This window comes from Duganella vulcania, assembly GCF_009857655.1.
Lineage (GTDB): Bacteria > Pseudomonadota > Gammaproteobacteria > Burkholderiales > Burkholderiaceae_D > Rugamonas > Rugamonas vulcania.
Window position 1 is genome coordinate 1 of sequence record NZ_WWCX01000111.1, and the last position, 17738, is coordinate 17738.

The following is a 17738-nucleotide window of genomic DNA, read 5'->3' on the forward strand; positions in this document are numbered from 1 at the left end:
GGTGGACGGCGGCCGTGGCGCGGACGGTGCGCGTCGCCATCCGGCTCGAACACCTGGCTGCGCGGCGTCATCCGCGCCAGCACGTCGCCGAGCGCGCGCGGCTGCCCGCGCAGCCATTCGAAATTGCCCTCGGTGCGATAACGGTCCTCCAGCAGCTCGCGCAGCTGGTCGAAGTCCTGGACCTGAAGTTCGTTGAGATAAGCGACGAAGCCGCGCTTGAGGTTACTGCTGGCCACCCACGCCATCGTGCCCACGCACAGGATGACGATAGCGGTCACCGCCAGCGCGATCTTGCGGGCGATGGTCAACCGCATGGCTGGCTCCTTGGCTTCATGCCTCCATCATAACCGCCAAATGTGGAGAAATTATGAGGCACTGGCAAAAACGCGACATCACCGCCCGCCTTCATTTTTTCTACACATTTGCACGGCAATCTCGCACCGTCACCACACCAGACGGAGAACACCATGTATCAACGCGCGCTTTACCTGACACCGGCCATCGTCGCAACCCTGCTGGCCGCATGCGGCGGCAGCGACCCGGCGGCGACCAACAACACAGTCACCGCGACAGAGGGCGTGCAGCAGAGCGCCGCACCGACCGCCCCTGCGACGCAGTCCGGCGTCTCCGTGCTGGCGGCGGCCGCGCCGGTGGCACCGCCCGTGGTGCTGGCCCCGGTGGCCAACGACGAAGGCACATCGCTCACCTTCAGCACCGCGGGCGCGGTGGACACGGCCAATCCCTTCTTCAAACCCTTCGGCAACGGCCGCTCCTGCGCCACTTGCCACCAGCCGGACAACGGCTGGAGCATCGGCCCGGACAAGCTGGCCGAACGCTTCACCAACAGCGGCGGCACCGATCCGGTGTTCCGCCTGGTGGACGGCGCCGTCTCGCCGCTGGCCGCCACCGCCACGCTGGACCAGAAGCGCGTCGCCTACAGCATGCTGCTGACCAAGGGCCTGATACGCGTCGGCCTGCCGATGCCCTCCGGCGCCGAGTTCACGCTGGTCAAAACCGACGACCCGTACAACTACGCCAGCGCCAGGGAGCTGTCGCTGTTCCGCCGCCCGCTGCCCACCACCAATCTCAAATTCACCAGCAGCGTGATGTGGGACAGCCGCGAAACCTCCGGCGATCCCGCCTCCGCCCTGTGCCTGAAGGACGTACGGCCAACGCAGTGCTTCGCCACCGCCGATGCCGGCCTGCTGCATCAGTCCAACGACGCCGTGCGCGGCCACGCCGAAGCCGCGCAGGACCTGACCGCCGCCGAGCAGCGCGCCATCGTCGATTTCGAAAAGACCCTGTTCACCACCCAGGTCAGTTCCATCGACGCCGGCAGCCTGACCGACGCCGGCGCGCTGGGCGGCCCTGCGCGGCTGGCGTCCGCCGCCTTCTACTTCGGCATCAACGACCTCGAATCCGGCGACTACCAGACCGGCGCGCCGTTCAACCGCAATGTGATGGCGATCTTCGGCGCCTGGCGCAACCTGGATCGTCCTGCGCCGCCACCGCCACCTGCGCGCGGCCGCCCCGCTCCACCGCCACCGGCGCCACCAAGCCCGCAGAACCTGGCCCGCGCCTCGATCGCGCGCGGCGAGCAAATCTTTAACAACAAGCCGTTCAACATCACCGGCGTGGCCGGCTTCAACGACGAGTTGCGGCGTCCTTTGCAGCGCGGCACCTGCGCCAGCTGCCACGACACGCCCGCCTCCGGCACGCATTCGATCGTCCGCATGTTCAACACCGGCGTCTCGGACGGATCCCGCCGCACGGCCGACATGCCGCTCTACACGCTGCGCAACAACGTCACCGGCGAGACGGTGGCCACCACCGATCCTGGTGCCGCCATGCAGACGGGGAAATGGAAGGACATCGGCCGCGTCAAGGTTCCCGGCCTGCGCGGCATCGAATCGCGCTCGCCCTACTTCCACAACGGCTCTGTGCACACGATCGAGGACATCGTGACCTTCTACGACAAGCGTTTCGCCATCGGCTTCACCGCGCAGGAGGCGGCCGACCTGGCGGCCTTCATGAAGGCGCTGTAAGCCTTACGGCGCCAGGCGCGCCAGCCGGATGCCCGTGAACTGCCAGCGGGCGCCGGCCGGGAAGAAATTGCGATAGCTGGCGCGCGCGTGGCCGTCCGGCGTGGCGCAGGACGAGCCGCGCAGCACGTACTGGTTCAGCATGAATTTGCCGTTGTACTCGCCCAGCGCACCGGGCGCGCACTGGTAGCCGGGATAGGGAGCGTAGCTGCTGCTGGTCCACTGCCAGCAGTGGCCGAACATCTGCAATAACCCGTCCGCATCGGCGGCGCCGGCCGGATGCAGCGTACCGGTTTCCACCACCGCCCGCGCAGCGGCGTACTCCCATTCCGCCTCGGTCGGCAAACGGGCGCCGGCCCAATGTGCGTAAGCATCCGCTTCATACAGCGACAAATGCGTCGCGGGCCGCGACAGGTCCAGCGCCTGCGCGCCGTGCAGCGTGAACTCCTGCCACTGCCCCTTGTCGTCCTGATGCCAGTACATCGGGCAATTCAGGTTCTGGCTACGCACCCAGTCCCAGCCCTCGGCCAGCCACAAGGCGGCATTGAAGTAGCCGCCGGCGGCGATGAATTCCAGGTACTCGCCGTTCGTCACCAGCCGCGACGCCAGCTCGAACGGCGCCACGTACTGCTTGTGGCGCGGCAGCTCGTTGTCGAAGCAGAAGCCGTCGCCCTGGTGGCCGATGTCGGTCAGGCCGCCTTCGAACGGCAGCCACGCCATCGGCGGCGCCGCCTTGGCGCGCGCCAGCGGCACGTCCATGTACTCGGGCAGCAGCGCGCTTTGCGCCAGCAGGTGCTTCACGTCGGTGAGCATCAGCTCCTGGTGCTGCTGCTCGTGTTCCAGTCCCAGCGTGACCAGCATCGTCAACTGGGCGCGCCGCTCGGCATCGAGATCGGCGGCCAGCAGCCGGCCGATGCGGGCGTCGACATCGGCGCGGTAGGCGCGCACCTGCACCATCGCGGGCCGCGTCAGCAAGCCGCGCTGCGCGCGCGGATGCTTCTCGCCGATGCCGTTGTAGTAGGAGTTGAACAGCACCCGGAACGCCGGATGGAACGGCGCGAAGTCGGCCTCCATGCGTTCGAGGATGAAGGTCTCGAAGAACCAGGTGGTGTGCGCCAGGTGCCACTTGATGGGACTCGCATCCGGCATCGACTGCGCGCCGCAATCCTCGTCGGTCAGCGGCTCGGCCAGCGCCAGCGAACGGCGGCGCACCTTGTCATAGCGGGCGGTAAGGTCCAGTTTCGGTGGGCGCATGTCCATGGGCGTGATCGGCTTTCAGGAAGGAGTGACTTGGGCGTGGATGACGGCGAACCAGTTCGATGGATCGGTCCAGACCTGGGCCGACGAAAAGCCGGCCCGCTCCAGCAGGCCAACGAAGGACTGCCGCGTGTACTTGTAGCTGTCCTCGGTGTGAATGCGCTCGCCGCGCGCGAATTGGCGCTCGCCGCCGTTCCAGCGCACGGTCAGCGCGGCGCGCGCCTCCAGGTGCATCTCGATGCGGCTGCCTTCCTCATTGAAGAAAGCCCGGTGCTGCCACTGGCCGACATCGAAGTCGGCACCGGCCAGGTGATTCAGGTGGCGCAGCATATTCAGGTTGAAGGCCGCCGTGACGCCCAGCGCATCGTCATAGGCCGCGTCCAGCACGGCGCTGTCCTTGATCAAATCCACGCCGATCAGCAGGCCGCCATCGGCGCCCGCGTTGTCGCGCAGGCCACGCAGGAAGCTCACCGCCTGCTCCGGCGAGAAATTGCCGATCGACGAACCGGGATAGAAGAACAGCCGGCGGCCATGCCGCACGCTGTCCGGCAGCGCGAAGCCATTGGAAAAGTCCAGCCCCAGTGCGGTCATCTCGATCTCCGGGAAGCGCTGCTGCAGACGGCTGACCGCCTCGGTGAGGAAGTCGCGCGAGATATCGACCGGCACATACTGCGCCGGCTGCAGCAGCGGGAACAGGCTGGCGGCCTTGGCGCAGTTACCTGCGCCAAGGTCGATCAGCACGGCGCCGGCGCCGATGGCGCGCGCCATGTCCGCGCCATGCCGGGCGAAGATGGCGGCCTCGGTGCGGGTCGGATAATATTCGGGAAGCTCGCAAATGGCCTCGAACAGCTTGGAGCCCAGGCCGTCGTACAGGAACTTGGGCGAGATGTGCGGGCGGGCGGCCAGCAGGCCGGCGCTGATTTCCGCGACCACCTCCGCGCTGCCATGCGCGTGCTGCCGCTGCTGCGGCGCAGGCGTGTTGCTGTCGTCGGGCGAAACAACACGGATCGCCGAAGAGCGGGACATCTGCATATATGCTCTGCCTTTAAAAGATGGTCATCCCTGCTGCGGATAACATTTTTGTTATGATAGCCGAATATCCATTTTGCAGTGCCGGGCCGATAAAACCGTGCGGTCTTTCACATTCGTCGAAATCGACATATAAATCTTACAAAAAAAGGGCTCCCGATCATGAAATTTTCCGCCATGCGCACCATCAAATCCCTGTTCGCCGCCGGCCTGATGCTGGCAGCCGCCCACTCCCAGGCCCAGTCGGCCGACCACGTGTTCCGCGTGTCCGCCATCCCGGACGAGGCGCCAACCGAATTGCAGCGCAAATTCAAGCCGCTGGGCGAGTACCTGGAAAAGAAAATCGGCATGAAGGTCGAGTTCACCCCCGTCACCGACTACGCCGCCTCGGTCGAAGCGCTGATCAACAAGAAGGTCGACATGGTCTGGTTTGGCGGCTTCACCTTCGTGCAGGCCAAGGACCGCAGCAAGAACCAGATCACGCCACTGGTGCAGCGCGCCGAAGATGAAAAATTCCGCTCCGTCTTCATCACCACCAACAAGGACATCCACAAGCTGGAAGACCTGAAGGGCCACACGCTGAGCTTTGGTTCGGAGTCCTCGACCTCGGGCCACCTGATGCCGCGCTCCTACCTGCTGGCCGCGAAGATCAATCCGGACACCGACCTGAAACGCATCGCCTTCTCCGGCGCGCATGACGCCACCGTGGCCGCTGTCGCGGGCGGCAAGGTCGATGCCGGCGCGCTGAACATCTCGGTGTGGGAAAAAATGGTCGCCGAGAAGAAGGTCGATCCGGCCGTGGTCCGCGTGTTCTACACCACGCCCGGCTACTACGACTACAACTGGAGCGTGCGCACCGACATGAATGCGGACCTGAAGAAGAAGCTGACCGACGCCTTCCTGGCGCTGGACGCCAAGAACCCACAGGACAAGGCCATCATGGACCTGCAGCGCGCCTCCAAGTTCATCCCGACCAAGGCCGAGAACTACACCGCGATCGAAGCCGCCGCACAAAACGCGGGCCTGCTGAAGAAGTAATCGATGTCCACTTACGACCTGCGGAACCTGACGGTGCGCCACATTGGTGCATCGCAGGCCTCCGCGCTGCATGCGATCTCCTTGACGATCGAACAGGGCGAGCAACTGGCCCTGATCGGCCCATCCGGCGCCGGCAAGACCACCTTGCTGGCGACGCTGGCCTGCGCCCACCAGCCGGCCGATGGCAGCTTCCAGGCCTTCGGTGTCGATCCGTGGGCGCTGGGCCACGCGGAGCGCCATCGTCTGCGCGCGCAGCTGTTCCTGGCGCCGCAAACGCCGCCGCTGCCGCCGCGCCAGCGCGTGGTGACGGCGGTGCTGGCCGCGCGCCTGCCGCAATGGAGCTTGTGGCGCGCCCTGGTCTCGCTGTTCAAGCCTGCCGACCCCGAAGCGGCCTGGCAGGCGCTGTCGCGCTTTAACCTGGGCGACAAACTGTATTCCCGCGTCGACCGCCTGTCCGGCGGCGAGCGCCAGCGCTGCGGCCTGGCGCGGCTGCTGCTGTCGCCGGCCAAGGCGCTGCTGGTGGACGAGCCGCTGTCCGCGCTCGACCCGGTGCTGTCCGAGCTGACGCTGTCCACCCTGCGCGACGAGGCCAGGGCCCGCAACGCCACCCTGATCTGCAGCCTGCACCAGGTCGACCTGGCGCTGAGCCACTTCCCGCGCATCGTCGGCCTGCGCGACGGCCGCATCGAATTCGACCTGCCGCGCGCCCAGGTCACGCCCGACATGATCGCCGCGCTGTATCAAGGCGAACAACCCGCCGCCAGCGCCAAACCGCTGGACCACGAGGCGATGGCGGTCAAGCTCGGCGTCGGCGCCTGCCTGTGATGGCGACGTTGTCCTCCCATCCGGATCCGGCCTGGCGCGGCCGCGTGGCCGCCACCGCCATCTGCCTGCTGGTCCTGTGGCCGGCGCTGGTGGTCACCGAATTCAAGCCGTGGATACTGTTCGACTGGCAAAGCCTCACCGCCACCGGCCGCTTCCTGGCCGACTTCCTGGTGCCCGTGCACAGTTCCGAATTCCTCGCCATGCTGCTGGAGCAGACCTGGCTGACCGTCGCCATCGCCACCTCCGGCTTGGCCCTGGCGCTGCTGGGCGCCATTCCCGCCACGCTGATCGTCAACGAACAGCTGTCGATCTCGCGCCTGGGCACGGGCCGCATGCGCCCCCTGGCCATGCTGGTGCGCCAGTCGGTGCGCTGGACGCTGGTGGTGCTGCGCAGCGTGCCGGAACTGGTATGGGCGCTGCTGTTCGTGCGCATCATCGGCCTGGGGCCGACCGCCGGCGTGCTGGCCATCGCCCTCACCTACTGCGGCATGCTGGGCAAGGTGTACGCCGAGATCCTCGAATCGTCCGACTCCCACGCCAGCGACACGCTGCTGGCCAACGGCAGCGGGCGACTGGCAGCGCTGATGTATGGCGCGCTGCCGGAGGCCGCGTCGGAACTGATGTCCTACACCTTCTACCGCTGGGAATGCGCGGTGCGCGGCTCGGTGGTGATGGGCTTTGTCGGCGCCGGCGGCCTCGGTCAGCGCATGGACGAATCGATGAAGATGCTGGCCGGCGCCGAAGTGTCCTCCATGCTGCTGGTGTTCGTGCTGCTGGTGGCGCTGGCCGACCAGTTCTCCAAAGTCCTGCGGAGGCGCCTCGGATGAACCACACCATGCCCAAGCCGCCGCGCCGCGACTGGACCGTGCTGGCCATGCTGGCCATGCTGGTGCTGCTGGTGGTGGCCAGCTTCGCCTCGCTGCCATTGAAGTGGCGCGAGTTCTTCACGCTGGAAGCGGTCAACAGCTCGCTGGAGCTGCTGGCCGGCTTCGCGCCGCCCGACCTGTCCGCGCCCTTCCTGGCCAAAACCGGCTGGGCCGCGCTGGAGACGATGGCCATGTCCGCGCTTGGCACGCTGCTGGCGGTGATGGCCGGCCTGGCGTTCTCGCTGTCCGCGTCCGGCCGCTTCGGCCACGTGGCGCGCTCGCTGATGCGCGGCCTGCTCAATGTGCTGCGCTCCATTCCGGAACTGGTGTGGGCCTCGATCCTGCTGATCGCCTGCGGCCTTGGGCCGTTCGGCGGCACGCTGGCGCTGGGCGCGCACACCGCCGGCGTGCTGGGACGCCTGTTCGCCGACTCGCTGGAGAACGCCGCGCCGCTGCCGGAACAAAGCCTGCGCACCAACGGCGCCACCGCCGCCACGGCCTTCTTCTACGCCACGCTGCCGCAAACGCTGCCGCAGATGCTGTCCTACACGCTGTACCGCTGGGAGAACAACATCCGCGCCGCCGCCATCCTGGGCGTGGTCGGCGCCGGCGGCCTTGGGCAGATGCTCAAGTACCACCTGTCGCTGTTCCAGATGCAGAAGGCCGCCACCGTCATCATCGCCATGCTGCTGCTGGTCGCGCTGGTCGATGGCATCAGCTTCGCGCTGCGCCGCTTCCTCACCCGCTAATCTTCGCCAAGGCCTTCATGCTCGAACTGCGCAACCTGTCCAAATCCTATGCCAGCGGCCGTCCGGTGCTGTCCAACCTGTCGTGGAACTTCAAGGCCGGCGAATTCGTCTCCATCATGGGCGACTCGGGCGTCGGCAAATCGACGCTGCTGAACCTCATCGCCGGCCTCGATACGCCCGACGCCGCGCCGGGCGACTCGCCCATCATCGTCGACGGCGTGCCGATGTCCGGCCTGGACGACGACGCCGCCACCAGGCTGCGGCGCGCGCGCATGGGCTTCATCTTCCAGGCTTTCCACGTGCTGCCGCATTTGACGCTGCTGCAGAACGTGGCCCTGCCGCTGCTGCTGAACGGCCTGCCGACGGAACGCGCGGCGGAAATGCTGGAGGCCGTGGGCCTGGGCGGGCGTGGCGCAGACTTCCCGCATCAACTGTCCGGCGGCGAGATGCAGCGGGTGGCCATCGCCCGCGCGCTGGTGCACCGCCCCGCCCTGGTGCTGGCCGACGAACCGACCGGCAACCTCGATCCCGATACCGCCCACAGCATCCTGACCTTGCTGCGGCGGGAAATCAAAGCCACCGGTGCGTGCGCGATCATGGTCACGCATTCGCAGCACGCGGCCGAAATGACAGACAAAGTCCTACAACTTTCAAAAACAGGGATACAAGAAACAACAAACGTCAACACGTTTAAGCAATAAACAAGATAATTTTTTTATCAAACAAGCGTATCCTTGCTCCCACGTAGTATTATTGAACTCAACTTGCATGGTTATCAAGAATGTTGAGTTGCGTACCACATTCAGACCAAATAAGTGTGGACGCTAGCCTTGCCGGGAAACGTAATTTTCTTTTCACGTTTTGAGCAAAGGAGGAGCAATCATGAACGTACGGCAAAAAAAGCTGGAACTGATCGAAGCCATGAATCGCGCTCGGGCACTGGAACCTTCCAGTTTTGTTCCGAACAAGCTTCTTGACACTTTGATCGAAAAGATGAACCTTAAAAACGATGCGGAACTTTGCAGAGTCCTAGAGGTACAACCGCCCATCATCAGCAAGATTCGGCACCGGAAGTTAGCAGTTGGCGCCACCATTTTGCTGCGTATGCATGAGAAGTCAGATATCAGCATACGGGAATTGAAGGATCTGTCGACCGCGTCCATGCACTGAACAGCCTAGCTGCTCATGCCATGCCAGGCGCCGGCATGCGGTATCCGGCGCCCTAAATGCGCCCTGCGATCAGCCCAAACCCCGCTGAACGCCGCATTACCTCCCTATCTGCCTCATCCCTTCTCCAGTTTGCCAAGCTAACACCGGACTAGCACTTCTCGTACTTCCAGTTGCGCGCCTTGCCTTCGGCGATCCTGCGGCCGAACTGCCCCATCTCCTCGCGGTTGGCCTCATCGGCCATCAACAGCTCCCCCTTCCAGAAGCCCAGCGCGCAGCGGGCCTTGGCTCGGCTGGTTGTTGTTCTCCTCAATATATCAAATACTCGGGATGGCGCTTGGCCATTTCGCTCTCCAGCTGGTTGACGTAGGCAAAATTCGGCAGCGTCGGCGCGATGCGGCGGCCGACGTCCCAACTACGCCACGCCGCCGGCATATCGAAGCGCATGATCATCAGGTCGCCCATGTCCTTCCAGGCGCCGCCCAGCACCGGATTGGCCTCCAGCACATCGGCAAACAACTGGCTGGATTCGTTGAACTGCCCCAGCCTGGCGCGGTTGTTCGCTTCAAAGAGCTTCAATACATAAGCCTTGCGCGGCGCCTGGCTGCGCAGGCCGGACAAGGTCTTCACCGACGCCTCAAATTCTTCCTGCTTGGTGGTCTGGGTGGCGCCGAAAGCCAGGCTGACCGGAACGCTGGCGCGTACCTGTTCCAGCTGCGCCGGCGTGAAGGTCAGCATCGGCGCGCCGGTAGAAAGCGTGCACTCGACGCGGCCGAGCATCGTGTCGAGCAGCTGGTCTTCGCGGTAGGCGGCCTCGGTGTCGCAGGGATGCGCGGCGCGCAAGGCGTCCAGCTGTTTCGGTGTCTGCGCCGCCATGCGGTCGACCAGCGCCTCCAGCGCGCCCTGCGCCGGCGTGGCCTGGCGCGGTGCGTAGCCTTGCAGCGTAAAGGCCGGCGGCGATGCGCCCTGCACTTTTTCCACATCCATGCGGACCGTCACGGGGGCGAGTGCGGTATTGGTGGTGAAGGTCAGGCTGTCTGGAATCACGCCGCCCTCGGCCAGCCTGGCCAGTACTTGCGGATGAATGGATTGCACGTAGCGCAGCAGCTGCGCGAAGTGGGCCACATCGCGCGCGCCGGGTTGGGCGCCATGCTTGCTCCATGCCGCCAATGGAATGCCTTCGCTGGTGAAGCGCAGCGTGTCGCCGCTGGTGGAGACGTCGATGACGCTGGCGCTGTCCTCGGCCAGCGTCAGTTCCTGCTCCAGGTCCACCTTGCGGGGCGGCTTGAAATCGGGGATCGCTGCCTTGGCCAGCGCGGCGTTCATGCCGATGCGGCTGCGCATCTCGAAGACCCGGAAGCCGAGGGTGTCGTACAGCGAGTAGTCGACATAGGTTTTGTTCGCGTCGTCCAGCACCACGCGGCGGCGGTTCTTGAAATCGTAGATTGTCGTCGCGTTGCCGGATTTGGCCGCGATGTAATCGTCAGCCAGCGTGACGAAGGCCGTGGTCTTGCTGTCCGGCGGCAGATTGGTGGCGGACTTGGTCGGTTCGAAATGCACGGACGTGGTGACTTGCAGCGTGACCGCCGCGTGGCAGCTTGCGCTGGCGGCCAAGGCCAACGCGGCCAACAACTGTTTGCGATTCATGGATGTCCGTTCAGGATGATAAAAGGATCATGTTAATGTCTCTGCATTATACAGTTTGTAACATTTTGTTAGGCGCGCCGCCCGGCCCCGTTCGCGAACTATACTCAGCTTCATGAGACCTCTATCATTTTCCCTGACCGCCTGCGGCGCGCTGATGCTGGCCGGTTGCGCCGCGACCGGTGGCGGCGCCGGTCCGTCCGCCGTCAAGCCCGAGCAGCTCAGCGGAGCGCTGAACCGCGTCAGCTGGGGCGTCAACCTGGGCACCTACCAGCAGGCCGAAAAAGTCGGCTACGACGCCTGGCTGGAACAACAGCTGCATCCCGGCGCCGCGCGCCTGCCCGCAGCCGCACAGGCGCAGATCGACGCCATGACCATCACCCGCAAGCCGCTGCCGCAGCTGAACCAGGACCTGGACCAGCAGCGCAAGGACGCCGACAAAATAGCCGACGACGACCAGAAGAAAGCCGCGCAGCAGGCCTACCAGCAGGAGTTGAACCGCATCGCCAAGGAGGCGGCCACGCGTTCGCTGCTGCGCGACCTGTACTCGCCCAACCAGCTGCAGGAGCAGATGACGTGGTTCTGGATGAACCACTTCAACGTCCACCAAGGCAAGAGCAACCTGCGCGTGCTGGTCGGCGACTACGAGGACAACGCGGTGCGCGCCCACGCGCTGGGCAAGTTCCGCGACCTGCTGTCCGCCACGCTGCGCCATCCGGCCATGATCCGCTACCTGGATAACGAGCAGAACGCCGCCGGCCATATCAACGAGAACTACGCGCGCGAGCTGATGGAGCTGCACACGCTGGGCGTGGACGGCGGCTACAGCCAGCGCGACGTGCAGGAACTGGCGCGCATCCTCACCGGGGTCGGCGTCAACATGGGCACCAATACGCCGGGCGTGAAGAAGGAACTGCAAGCGCAGTATGTGCGGCAAGGGCTGTTTGAATTCAACCCGAACCGCCACGACTACGGCAACAAGGAATTCCTCGGCCAGGCCGTCAAGGGACGCGGCCTGGCCGAAGTGGACGAGGCGCTCGACCGCCTGTGCCGCCATCCGGCCACCGCGCATTTCATCAGCCGCAAGCTGGCGCTCTACTTCGTCGCCGACGAAGCGCCGCCGGCGCTGGTGGAACGCATGGCGGCCACCTTCCAGTCCACCGACGGCGACATCGCCGCCGTGCTGCGCACCATGTTCACGTCGGCCGAATTCGCGCAGTCGCTGGGCCGAAAATTCAAGGACCCGGCGCATTACGTGGTGTCCGCCGTGCGCCTGGCCTACGACGACAAGGTGGTGCTCAACACCGGCCCGATGCTGTACTGGCTTAACCGCATGGCCGAGCCGCTTTACGGCCGCCAGACGCCGGACGGCTACCAGCTCACGCAATCCGGCTGGGCCAGCCCGGGCCAGATGACCACCCGCTTCGAGATCGCCAAGGCCATCGGCTCGGGCAACGCTGGCCTGTTCAAGACCGACGGCCCGCAGGCGCAGGAACGCGCCGCCTTCCCGCAACTGGCCAACGCGCTGTACTACCAGTCGCTGCAAAAGACCATCAGCCCCGCCACCCGCCAGGTGCTGGACCAGGCCACCTCGCCGCAGGAATGGAACACATTCCTATTGTCGTCGCCGGAACTGATGCACCGTTAAGGAACCGCACCATGCAACGCCGCACCCTGCTCAAATCCCTGTCCGCGCTGGCGCTGCCCGCGATGGCGGGCAATCTGTGGGCCGCACCGGCCGGCAAATCCCGGCTGCTGTTCGTCTTCATGCGCGGCGGTTACGACGCCGCCAGCCTGCTGGTGCCGATCTCCAGCCAGTTCTACTACCAGGCGCGCCCCAACATCGCCGTGCCCAAGCCCAGCGCCGAACTCAATTCCGCCCTGCCCATCGACAGCGACTGGGGCCTGCATCCGGCCCTGCGCGACAGCATCTACCCGCTGTTCACGGCCGGCCAGGCGGCGTTCGTGCCGTTCGCCGGCACCGAGGACATCTCGCGCAGCCACTTCGAAACCCAGGACAGCATCGAGCTCGGACAAGCGCTGGACCGCACGCGCGACTACCGCTCCGGCTTCCTCAACCGGCTGGCGCAGACGCTGAGCGCCGACCGGGCCAGCGCCATCTCCTTCACCGACCAGCTTCCCCTGATCATGCAGGGCGGCGTGCAGCTGCCGAACATGGCGCTGCGCTCCATCGCCAAGCCCTCGGTCGATGCGCGCCAGGCCAAGCTGATCGCCGCCATGTACGACGGCACGCCGCTGTCGCAGCCGGTGCGCGACGGCTTCGCGGTGCGCGAGGACGTGATGAAGGAAATGATCGGCGAGATGGACGCGGCCAACCGCAACGCCATCACCGCCAAGGGCTTCGAGCTGGAGGCGCGCCGCATCGCCAAGCTGATGAAGGACAAATATAACATCGGCTTCGTCGACGTCGGCGGCTGGGACACCCACGTCGGCCAGGGCGGCGCCACCGGCTACCTGGCCGGCCGGCTGGACGAACTGGGACGCGGCCTGGCCGGCTTCGCGCAGGAGATGGGGCCGGACTGGAAGGACACGGTGGTGATCGTGGTCAGCGAGTTCGGACGCACCTTCCGCGAGAACGGCAACCGCGGCACCGACCATGGACATGGCTCGGTGTACTGGGTGCTGGGCGGCGGCGTCCGGGGCGGCAAGGTGCGCGGCGAGCAACTACGCGTGGAGCAGGCCACGCTGTTCCAGAACCGCGACTACCCGGTGCTCAACGAATACCGCGCAATGTTCGGCGCCCTGCTGGCGCGCATGTACGGCCTCAATGCGGGACAGGTGGAACACATCTTCGGCACCAAGGGCCGCGACATCGGCTTGGTCTGAGCGCGGCCCCGCGCTAGTGGGTCCGCAGCCACGCGGTGGCGCCGTCGGCCGGCAGCGCGACGGAATACAGATGCCCCTGCAGCGCGCCGCATCCCAGCGCCTCCAGAAAACGCGCCTGCTCCTGGCTTTCCACACCTTCGGCGATCACGTCCAGGCGCAGGTTGTGCGCCAGCTCGATGACGGAACGGGCCACCGCGTTGGCGTCGTCGTTGTCCGGCACGCCGCGCAGAAAACTCTTATCCAGCTTGATGGTCGTCACCGGCAGCGCGCGCAGGTAGCTGAGCGACGAATAGCCGGTGCCGAAATCGTCGAGCGACAGCAGAAAGCCACGCTGCCGCAGGCGCTTGATGACGTTGCTGCCGCTGCGTTCCAGCTCGATCGCATCGCGTTCCGTCAGCTCGACCTCCACCGCGCAAGGCTCCAGGCGGCAGTCCCGCAGCGCGCGCTCGGTGCGGTCCAGATAGGCCGGATCGAGCAGCTCCTTGGCGCAGGTGTTGATACAGATGCGCAGCTCGGACAGGCCGGCCTCCCGCCAGCGCCGCAACTGCCCGCAGGCCTGCCGGAATACCCAGGCGCCCAGATCGGGCAGCATGCCGCTTTCCTGCGCCAGTTCGATGATGTACTCGACCGAATGCGCCGCCAGCCTGCCGGGCACGCGCAACAGCGCCTCCATGGCGATGGTGCGGCCGCTGGCGCAATCGATGATCGGCTGGTAGGCCAGCCAGAACGACTTGGCCTGCATCAGGGAGCGCAGTTCGCCGTGGTCGGAATTCTTGCGGTGCGCGATCTCGTCCAGCTCGGCCGTGTAGTAGTGGTAGCAGTTGCGGCCGGAATTCTTCGCGTGGTACAGCGCCAGGTCGGCCCGTTTCAGCAGCTCGTCCGGCTCGGCCGCGTCGTCCGGACACACGGCGATGCCGACGCTGGCGCTGATGCGCGCTTCGCGCTCGCCGATCAGGAAAGGCCGGGCCAGTTCGGACAGCAGCTTTTCCGCCAGCATGCCGCCGACCGCCGGCGTCGGCGCATGCAACTGCAGCAGGCCGAATTCATCGCCGCCCAGCCGCGCGATGAAATCGCTTTCCCGGCTGGCCGCGCGCAGGCGCTGCGCGGTCTGCCGCAGCAGCAGGTCGCCCGCATGATGGCCCAGCACATCGTTGACCTGCTTGAACCGGTCCAGGTCTATCATCAGCAGCAGCAACAGCTGGCCGGTGCGGCCGGCCAGCGCCACCATCTCCGCCCGGCGCGCGTCGAAGGCGGCGCGGTTGGCCAGGCCCGTCAGCACATCGATGGTGGCCAGGCGGCTGATCTCGTCCTGCGCCAGCTTGCGGTCGGTGATGTCGCGCAGGATTTTCAGGTAGCCGATCAACTGTCCCTGCTCGTCCGGGATGGGCGTCAGCACGCCGTCTGCCCAGAACAGCGAGTGGTCCTTGCGCAGGTGCCAGCGATAGTCGGCCGCGCGGCCGCAAATGGCGGCGGTCTCCATCTCGCGCAGGTGCTCGTTTTGCGCGCGGTCCGCCTCGGTGAAGATGCGCTCGATGCCTCGGCCGGTAATCTCAGCGGCGGTGTAGCCGAAGATCAGCTCCGCGCCGACATTCCAGCTGTTGACCGCGCCGTGCCTGTCGACGGTGAAGATCGCGAAGTCGCGAACGTTCTGGTAGATCTGCCTGAGCAGGATATCTGAAGTCAGCGACGTGTTCATGGCGGGCCGCCCAAAACAGGTTTGACCGGCAGGGCGCCAGACAGTTCAACGTCAGGGCGATGGCGATGGCAAGGCCAGGCGCCGCCGCAGGCGCTCCAGCGCGCGCATGAAGAGCTCCGGCTCGCCGGCCGCGCGCGCCAGCACCAGCGCGCCCTGGATGGCGCCGACCGTATCCTCGGCCAGCGCCTGCGCGGTGTCGGCGTCATGGCCGGCGCGTTCCAGCGCGTCGGCCAGCGCGGCCACCCACTCGGCGAAGTAGCCCTGCACCTTGAGCGTGAAGCGGTCGCGCTCATGTCCCAGCGCGAACACGCCCACCAGGCAGACCTTGCGGCCCGACTCGAAGTAACGGCCGACCGCGACGAACATCCGCTCTATCCCCTGCGCCGCGTCACTGGACGAGCGCAGCGGCTGGAACACCTGCTCGCGAAACCAGCCGTCGATCTCGGCCAGCACGGCGTCCGCCATCTCGTCTTTACCGCCGGGGAAAAAGTTATAGATGCTGCCCTTGCCCAGCCTGGTGCCCTCGGAGATACGGGTCAGGCTCGCGCCTTCGAAGCCGTAAGTCCGGAACACTTCCGCCAGCAGCGGGATCACATCGCCGCGTTCAACCATCGTTCTTGCCATGTCTGCTTTCTTTTTTAGAATCCGAAATCGCTCAAGCCCGGATGATCGGCCGGACGCGGGCCGTTCAGGTCCCAGTGGAACTTGCGGTCGGCCGCCGCGATCGGCGCTTCGTTGATGCTGGCCAGGCGGTGGCGCATCAAACCGTCTTCGGCGAATTCCCAGTTCTCGTTGCCGTAGGCGCGATACCACTGGCCGGAGTCGTCATGGTATTCGTAGGCGAAGCGAACTGCAATGCGGTTGCCCTCATACGCCCACAATTCCTTGATCAGGCGGTATTCGAGTTCGCGCGTCCATTTGCGGGTCAGCAGGCCGACGATGGCGGCGCGGCCGGTGACGAATTCGGCGCGGTTGCGCCAGCGGCAGTCCTCGGTGTAGGCCAGCGAGACCTTTTCCGGATTGCGCGTGTTCCAGCCATCTTCGGCCAGGCGGACCTTCAGGATCGCGGTTTCAAGGGTGAACGGAGGGAGGGGTGGACGTGTCATTTTGATTACCTTTTCATGTAGTTTGTACCGAACGGTACAAACGAAGTGTAGTCCTCGCCCCGAACGATTGCAAGCGGTTTTTTCCGCCGTCCCGCTACGGCAAGCCAAACGCCTTGCCGCGCAGGCCGGAATACACGGCGTCGAATACCCGCAGATGATCGAGCGCCGGCACCGGGCCGGTGGCGACCGGATCGGCCAGCAGCTGGACCTTGCCGTCCGCGCCGCGGAACGCCGGCCAGCGCGGCAAGCCAGGGCCGTTAGGGTCGCCCGTCGCGGCGAAATTGGCCCAGTAGCCCGACATCCGCGCCGCCAGTTGGCGGTCGGCGCCGCGCCAGGCCCAAGGCGCCTGGCCCAGATGGTCGAACATGTACCACAGTTCGGCGTAGTGGCTGGCGCCCCAGCCGGCATAAACCGAATCTGCCGGAAACGGCGGGCGATGCGCAAAGCTGTAGTAGTACACCGGGGCGCGGCCCGCCTGCGCCAGCCGCGCCCAGGCCCACATGTCCCAGCCAAAGCGCAGGTCGCGCTCCAGCCCCAGGCGGCCCTCGCGCGCCTCGCCGTCCGTAGCGTGCGGATAGGCCGCCAGCAGCGCCGGCGGCAAGGCGCCGACACTGGCCGCGATGCCGGCCTCGAAAGTGTCGGCGCGCACCGCCGCCACATCGACCAGCGCCCGCGCCTCCTCGGCGTTTGAGCCCAGCAGCAAAGGCACATCGCGATAGCGACCCTGCACATAGGCCTCGTACGGCGACAGCGGCAGCACATGCGGTTCGATCACGGGATGGGTGACGGCGCCCGCCCCCGCGCCCATCAGGCGTTCGGCAGGCAGCATGCGCATCGCCTCGACGGTGTCGGCGCCGAGCGACGCCATGTAGCCGGCGCCATCGCGTTCGGCGTTGGCCAGCAGGTAGCCGGGCGCCAGCTGCAGCGGCTCGAAGATGCCGCCGCTCTGCGCGATGGCGCGCTGGAACAGGCCCTGCGCGCGCGGAGATACCAGCAACGCGCTGACGGCCATCGCGCCGGCCGACTGTCCGGCGATGGTGACGCGGCGCGGGTCGCCGCCGAAGGCCGCGATGTTACGCCGCACCCATTCGAGCGCCGCGATCTGGTCCATCAGGCCGTAGTTGCCCGATGTGTGCTGGGGCGACTCGGCGCTCAGCGCCGGGTGGGCCAGGAAGCCCAGCGCGCCAAGGCGGTAGGCGATCGTCACCACCAGCACGCCCCTGCGGGCCAGGCGGTCGCCGTGATACAGCGGCATCGACGCCGAACCGTTGGCATAGCCGCCGCCGTGGATCCAGACGATGACCGGCAGGCGCCGGCCGGCGCGGCGCGGCGGCGCCCACAGATTGAGGTACAGGCAATCCTCGCTGACGGCCGGCGGGGTCTCGCCCGGCATCGACACGCCCTGCTGCATGCAGGCCGGCGCGAAGCTGCCGGCGTCGCGCACGCCCCGCCATGCCGGCACCGGCTGCGGC

General features: G+C 66.2%; 17 protein-coding genes and 1 pseudogene. 9 read left to right on the forward strand and 9 right to left on the reverse strand.

Annotated elements, in window-relative coordinates:
- Positions 1-314, reverse strand: a pseudogene (locus GTP90_RS30940) (histidine kinase); the annotation flags it as partial.
- A gap of 153 nt (positions 315-467) precedes the next feature.
- On the opposite strand from GTP90_RS30940, the gene GTP90_RS30945 reads away from it, so the two are divergent.
- Complete coding sequence (locus GTP90_RS30945) at positions 468-2045, forward strand: cytochrome C (protein ID WP_161087121.1); 1578 nt, start codon at positions 468-470, stop codon at positions 2043-2045.
- A gap of 3 nt (positions 2046-2048) precedes the next feature.
- On the opposite strand, the gene egtB is transcribed toward GTP90_RS30945, so the two are convergent.
- Together egtB and egtD are read right to left on the reverse strand one after the other, a co-directional pair.
- A complete protein-coding gene (egtB, locus tag GTP90_RS30950) occupies positions 2049-3302 on the reverse strand; it encodes an ergothioneine biosynthesis protein EgtB (RefSeq protein WP_161087122.1) in 1254 nt (417 codons plus the stop codon).
- A gap of 15 nt (positions 3303-3317) precedes the next feature.
- Positions 3318-4331, reverse strand: a complete 1014-nt coding sequence (gene egtD / locus GTP90_RS30955; RefSeq protein ID WP_175048303.1) for an L-histidine N(alpha)-methyltransferase — start codon at positions 4329-4331, stop codon at positions 3318-3320.
- Positions 4332-4490: 159 nt separating this feature from the next.
- Between egtD and GTP90_RS30960 the strand changes: the two genes are divergently transcribed.
- From GTP90_RS30960 to GTP90_RS30985, 6 genes are all read left to right on the forward strand, one after another.
- Positions 4491-5366, forward strand: a complete 876-nt coding sequence (locus GTP90_RS30960) for a putative selenate ABC transporter substrate-binding protein (protein ID WP_161087123.1) — start codon at positions 4491-4493, stop codon at positions 5364-5366.
- 3 nt (positions 5367-5369) lie between these two features.
- Positions 5370-6191: a phosphonate ABC transporter ATP-binding protein gene (locus GTP90_RS30965; protein ID WP_161087124.1), complete on the forward strand. Its 822-nt coding sequence runs from the start codon at positions 5370-5372 to the stop codon at positions 6189-6191.
- Positions 6191-7018, forward strand: coding sequence for a PhnE/PtxC family ABC transporter permease (locus GTP90_RS30970; RefSeq protein ID WP_161087125.1), 828 nt, complete (start codon positions 6191-6193; stop codon positions 7016-7018). The genes GTP90_RS30965 and GTP90_RS30970 overlap by 1 nt, the downstream gene beginning before the upstream one ends.
- Complete coding sequence (gene phnE, locus GTP90_RS30975; protein WP_161087126.1) at positions 7015-7806, forward strand: phosphonate ABC transporter, permease protein PhnE; 792 nt, start codon at positions 7015-7017, stop codon at positions 7804-7806. The genes GTP90_RS30970 and phnE overlap by 4 nt, the downstream gene beginning before the upstream one ends.
- A gap of 17 nt (positions 7807-7823) precedes the next feature.
- Positions 7824-8507: an ABC transporter ATP-binding protein gene (locus tag GTP90_RS30980; RefSeq protein ID WP_161087127.1), complete on the forward strand. Its 684-nt coding sequence runs from the start codon at positions 7824-7826 to the stop codon at positions 8505-8507.
- A 181-nt stretch (positions 8508-8688) separates the two neighbouring features.
- Positions 8689-8976 carry a hypothetical protein gene (locus GTP90_RS30985; protein WP_008447145.1) on the forward strand — a complete coding sequence of 96 codons (288 nt, stop codon included), beginning with the start codon at positions 8689-8691 and terminating at the stop codon, positions 8974-8976.
- Positions 8977-9124: 148 nt separating this feature from the next.
- Here the strand turns inward: GTP90_RS30985 and GTP90_RS36525 are convergent, their stop codons facing one another.
- The gene (locus tag GTP90_RS36525) at positions 9125-9286 is read right to left on the reverse strand and encodes a hypothetical protein (RefSeq protein WP_175048302.1); all 162 of its coding nucleotides are present in this window, start codon (positions 9284-9286) and stop codon (positions 9125-9127) included.
- Entirely contained in the window at positions 9283-10620 is a 1338-nt protein-coding gene (locus GTP90_RS30990) for a hypothetical protein (RefSeq protein ID WP_161087128.1), read from the reverse strand. The genes GTP90_RS36525 and GTP90_RS30990 overlap by 4 nt, the downstream gene beginning before the upstream one ends.
- A gap of 112 nt (positions 10621-10732) precedes the next feature.
- Between GTP90_RS30990 and GTP90_RS30995 the strand changes: the two genes are divergently transcribed.
- Together GTP90_RS30995 and GTP90_RS31000 are read left to right on the forward strand one after the other, a co-directional pair.
- Positions 10733-12265, forward strand: coding sequence for a DUF1800 domain-containing protein (locus tag GTP90_RS30995; RefSeq protein WP_161087129.1), 1533 nt, complete (start codon positions 10733-10735; stop codon positions 12263-12265).
- Positions 12266-12276: 11 nt separating this feature from the next.
- Positions 12277-13464, forward strand: a complete 1188-nt coding sequence (locus tag GTP90_RS31000; RefSeq protein WP_161087130.1) for a DUF1501 domain-containing protein — start codon at positions 12277-12279, stop codon at positions 13462-13464.
- A 13-nt stretch (positions 13465-13477) separates the two neighbouring features.
- On the opposite strand, the gene GTP90_RS31005 is transcribed toward GTP90_RS31000, so the two are convergent.
- The 4 genes from GTP90_RS31005 to GTP90_RS31020 form a co-directional block, all read right to left on the reverse strand.
- A complete protein-coding gene (locus GTP90_RS31005) occupies positions 13478-15160 on the reverse strand; it encodes a putative bifunctional diguanylate cyclase/phosphodiesterase (RefSeq protein ID WP_161087131.1) in 1683 nt (560 codons plus the stop codon).
- Between the two features lie 51 nt (positions 15161-15211).
- Complete coding sequence (locus GTP90_RS31010) at positions 15212-15784, reverse strand: TetR/AcrR family transcriptional regulator (RefSeq protein ID WP_254452126.1); 573 nt, start codon at positions 15782-15784, stop codon at positions 15212-15214.
- A 14-nt stretch (positions 15785-15798) separates the two neighbouring features.
- Positions 15799-16266: a nuclear transport factor 2 family protein gene (locus tag GTP90_RS31015; protein ID WP_175048304.1), complete on the reverse strand. Its 468-nt coding sequence runs from the start codon at positions 16264-16266 to the stop codon at positions 15799-15801.
- A 94-nt stretch (positions 16267-16360) separates the two neighbouring features.
- On the reverse strand, positions 16361-17738 hold a 1378-nt coding region (locus tag GTP90_RS31020), incomplete at its 5' end, for a carboxylesterase/lipase family protein (protein WP_161087132.1).

Coding starts and splice junctions, on each gene's coding strand:
- GTP90_RS30945 (WP_161087121.1), top strand. CDS start 468: ATGTATCAACGCGCGCTTTACCTGACACCGGCCATCGTCGCAACCCTG.
- egtB (WP_161087122.1), bottom strand. CDS start 3,302: ATGGACATGCGCCCACCGAAACTGGACCTTACCGCCCGCTATGACAAG.
- egtD (WP_175048303.1), bottom strand. CDS start 4,331: ATGCAGATGTCCCGCTCTTCGGCGATCCGTGTTGTTTCGCCCGACGAC.
- GTP90_RS30960 (WP_161087123.1), top strand. CDS start 4,491: ATGAAATTTTCCGCCATGCGCACCATCAAATCCCTGTTCGCCGCCGGC.
- GTP90_RS30965 (WP_161087124.1), top strand. CDS start 5,370: ATGTCCACTTACGACCTGCGGAACCTGACGGTGCGCCACATTGGTGCA.
- GTP90_RS30970 (WP_161087125.1), top strand. CDS start 6,191: ATGGCGACGTTGTCCTCCCATCCGGATCCGGCCTGGCGCGGCCGCGTG.
- phnE (WP_161087126.1), top strand. CDS start 7,015: ATGAACCACACCATGCCCAAGCCGCCGCGCCGCGACTGGACCGTGCTG.
- GTP90_RS30980 (WP_161087127.1), top strand. CDS start 7,824: ATGCTCGAACTGCGCAACCTGTCCAAATCCTATGCCAGCGGCCGTCCG.
- GTP90_RS30985 (WP_008447145.1), top strand. CDS start 8,689: ATGAACGTACGGCAAAAAAAGCTGGAACTGATCGAAGCCATGAATCGC.
- GTP90_RS30990 (WP_161087128.1), bottom strand. CDS start 10,620: ATGAATCGCAAACAGTTGTTGGCCGCGTTGGCCTTGGCCGCCAGCGCA.
- GTP90_RS30995 (WP_161087129.1), top strand. CDS start 10,733: ATGAGACCTCTATCATTTTCCCTGACCGCCTGCGGCGCGCTGATGCTG.
- GTP90_RS31000 (WP_161087130.1), top strand. CDS start 12,277: ATGCAACGCCGCACCCTGCTCAAATCCCTGTCCGCGCTGGCGCTGCCC.
- GTP90_RS31005 (WP_161087131.1), bottom strand. CDS start 15,160: ATGAACACGTCGCTGACTTCAGATATCCTGCTCAGGCAGATCTACCAG.
- GTP90_RS31010 (WP_254452126.1), bottom strand. CDS start 15,784: ATGGCAAGAACGATGGTTGAACGCGGCGATGTGATCCCGCTGCTGGCG.
- GTP90_RS31015 (WP_175048304.1), bottom strand. CDS start 16,266: ATGACACGTCCACCCCTCCCTCCGTTCACCCTTGAAACCGCGATCCTG.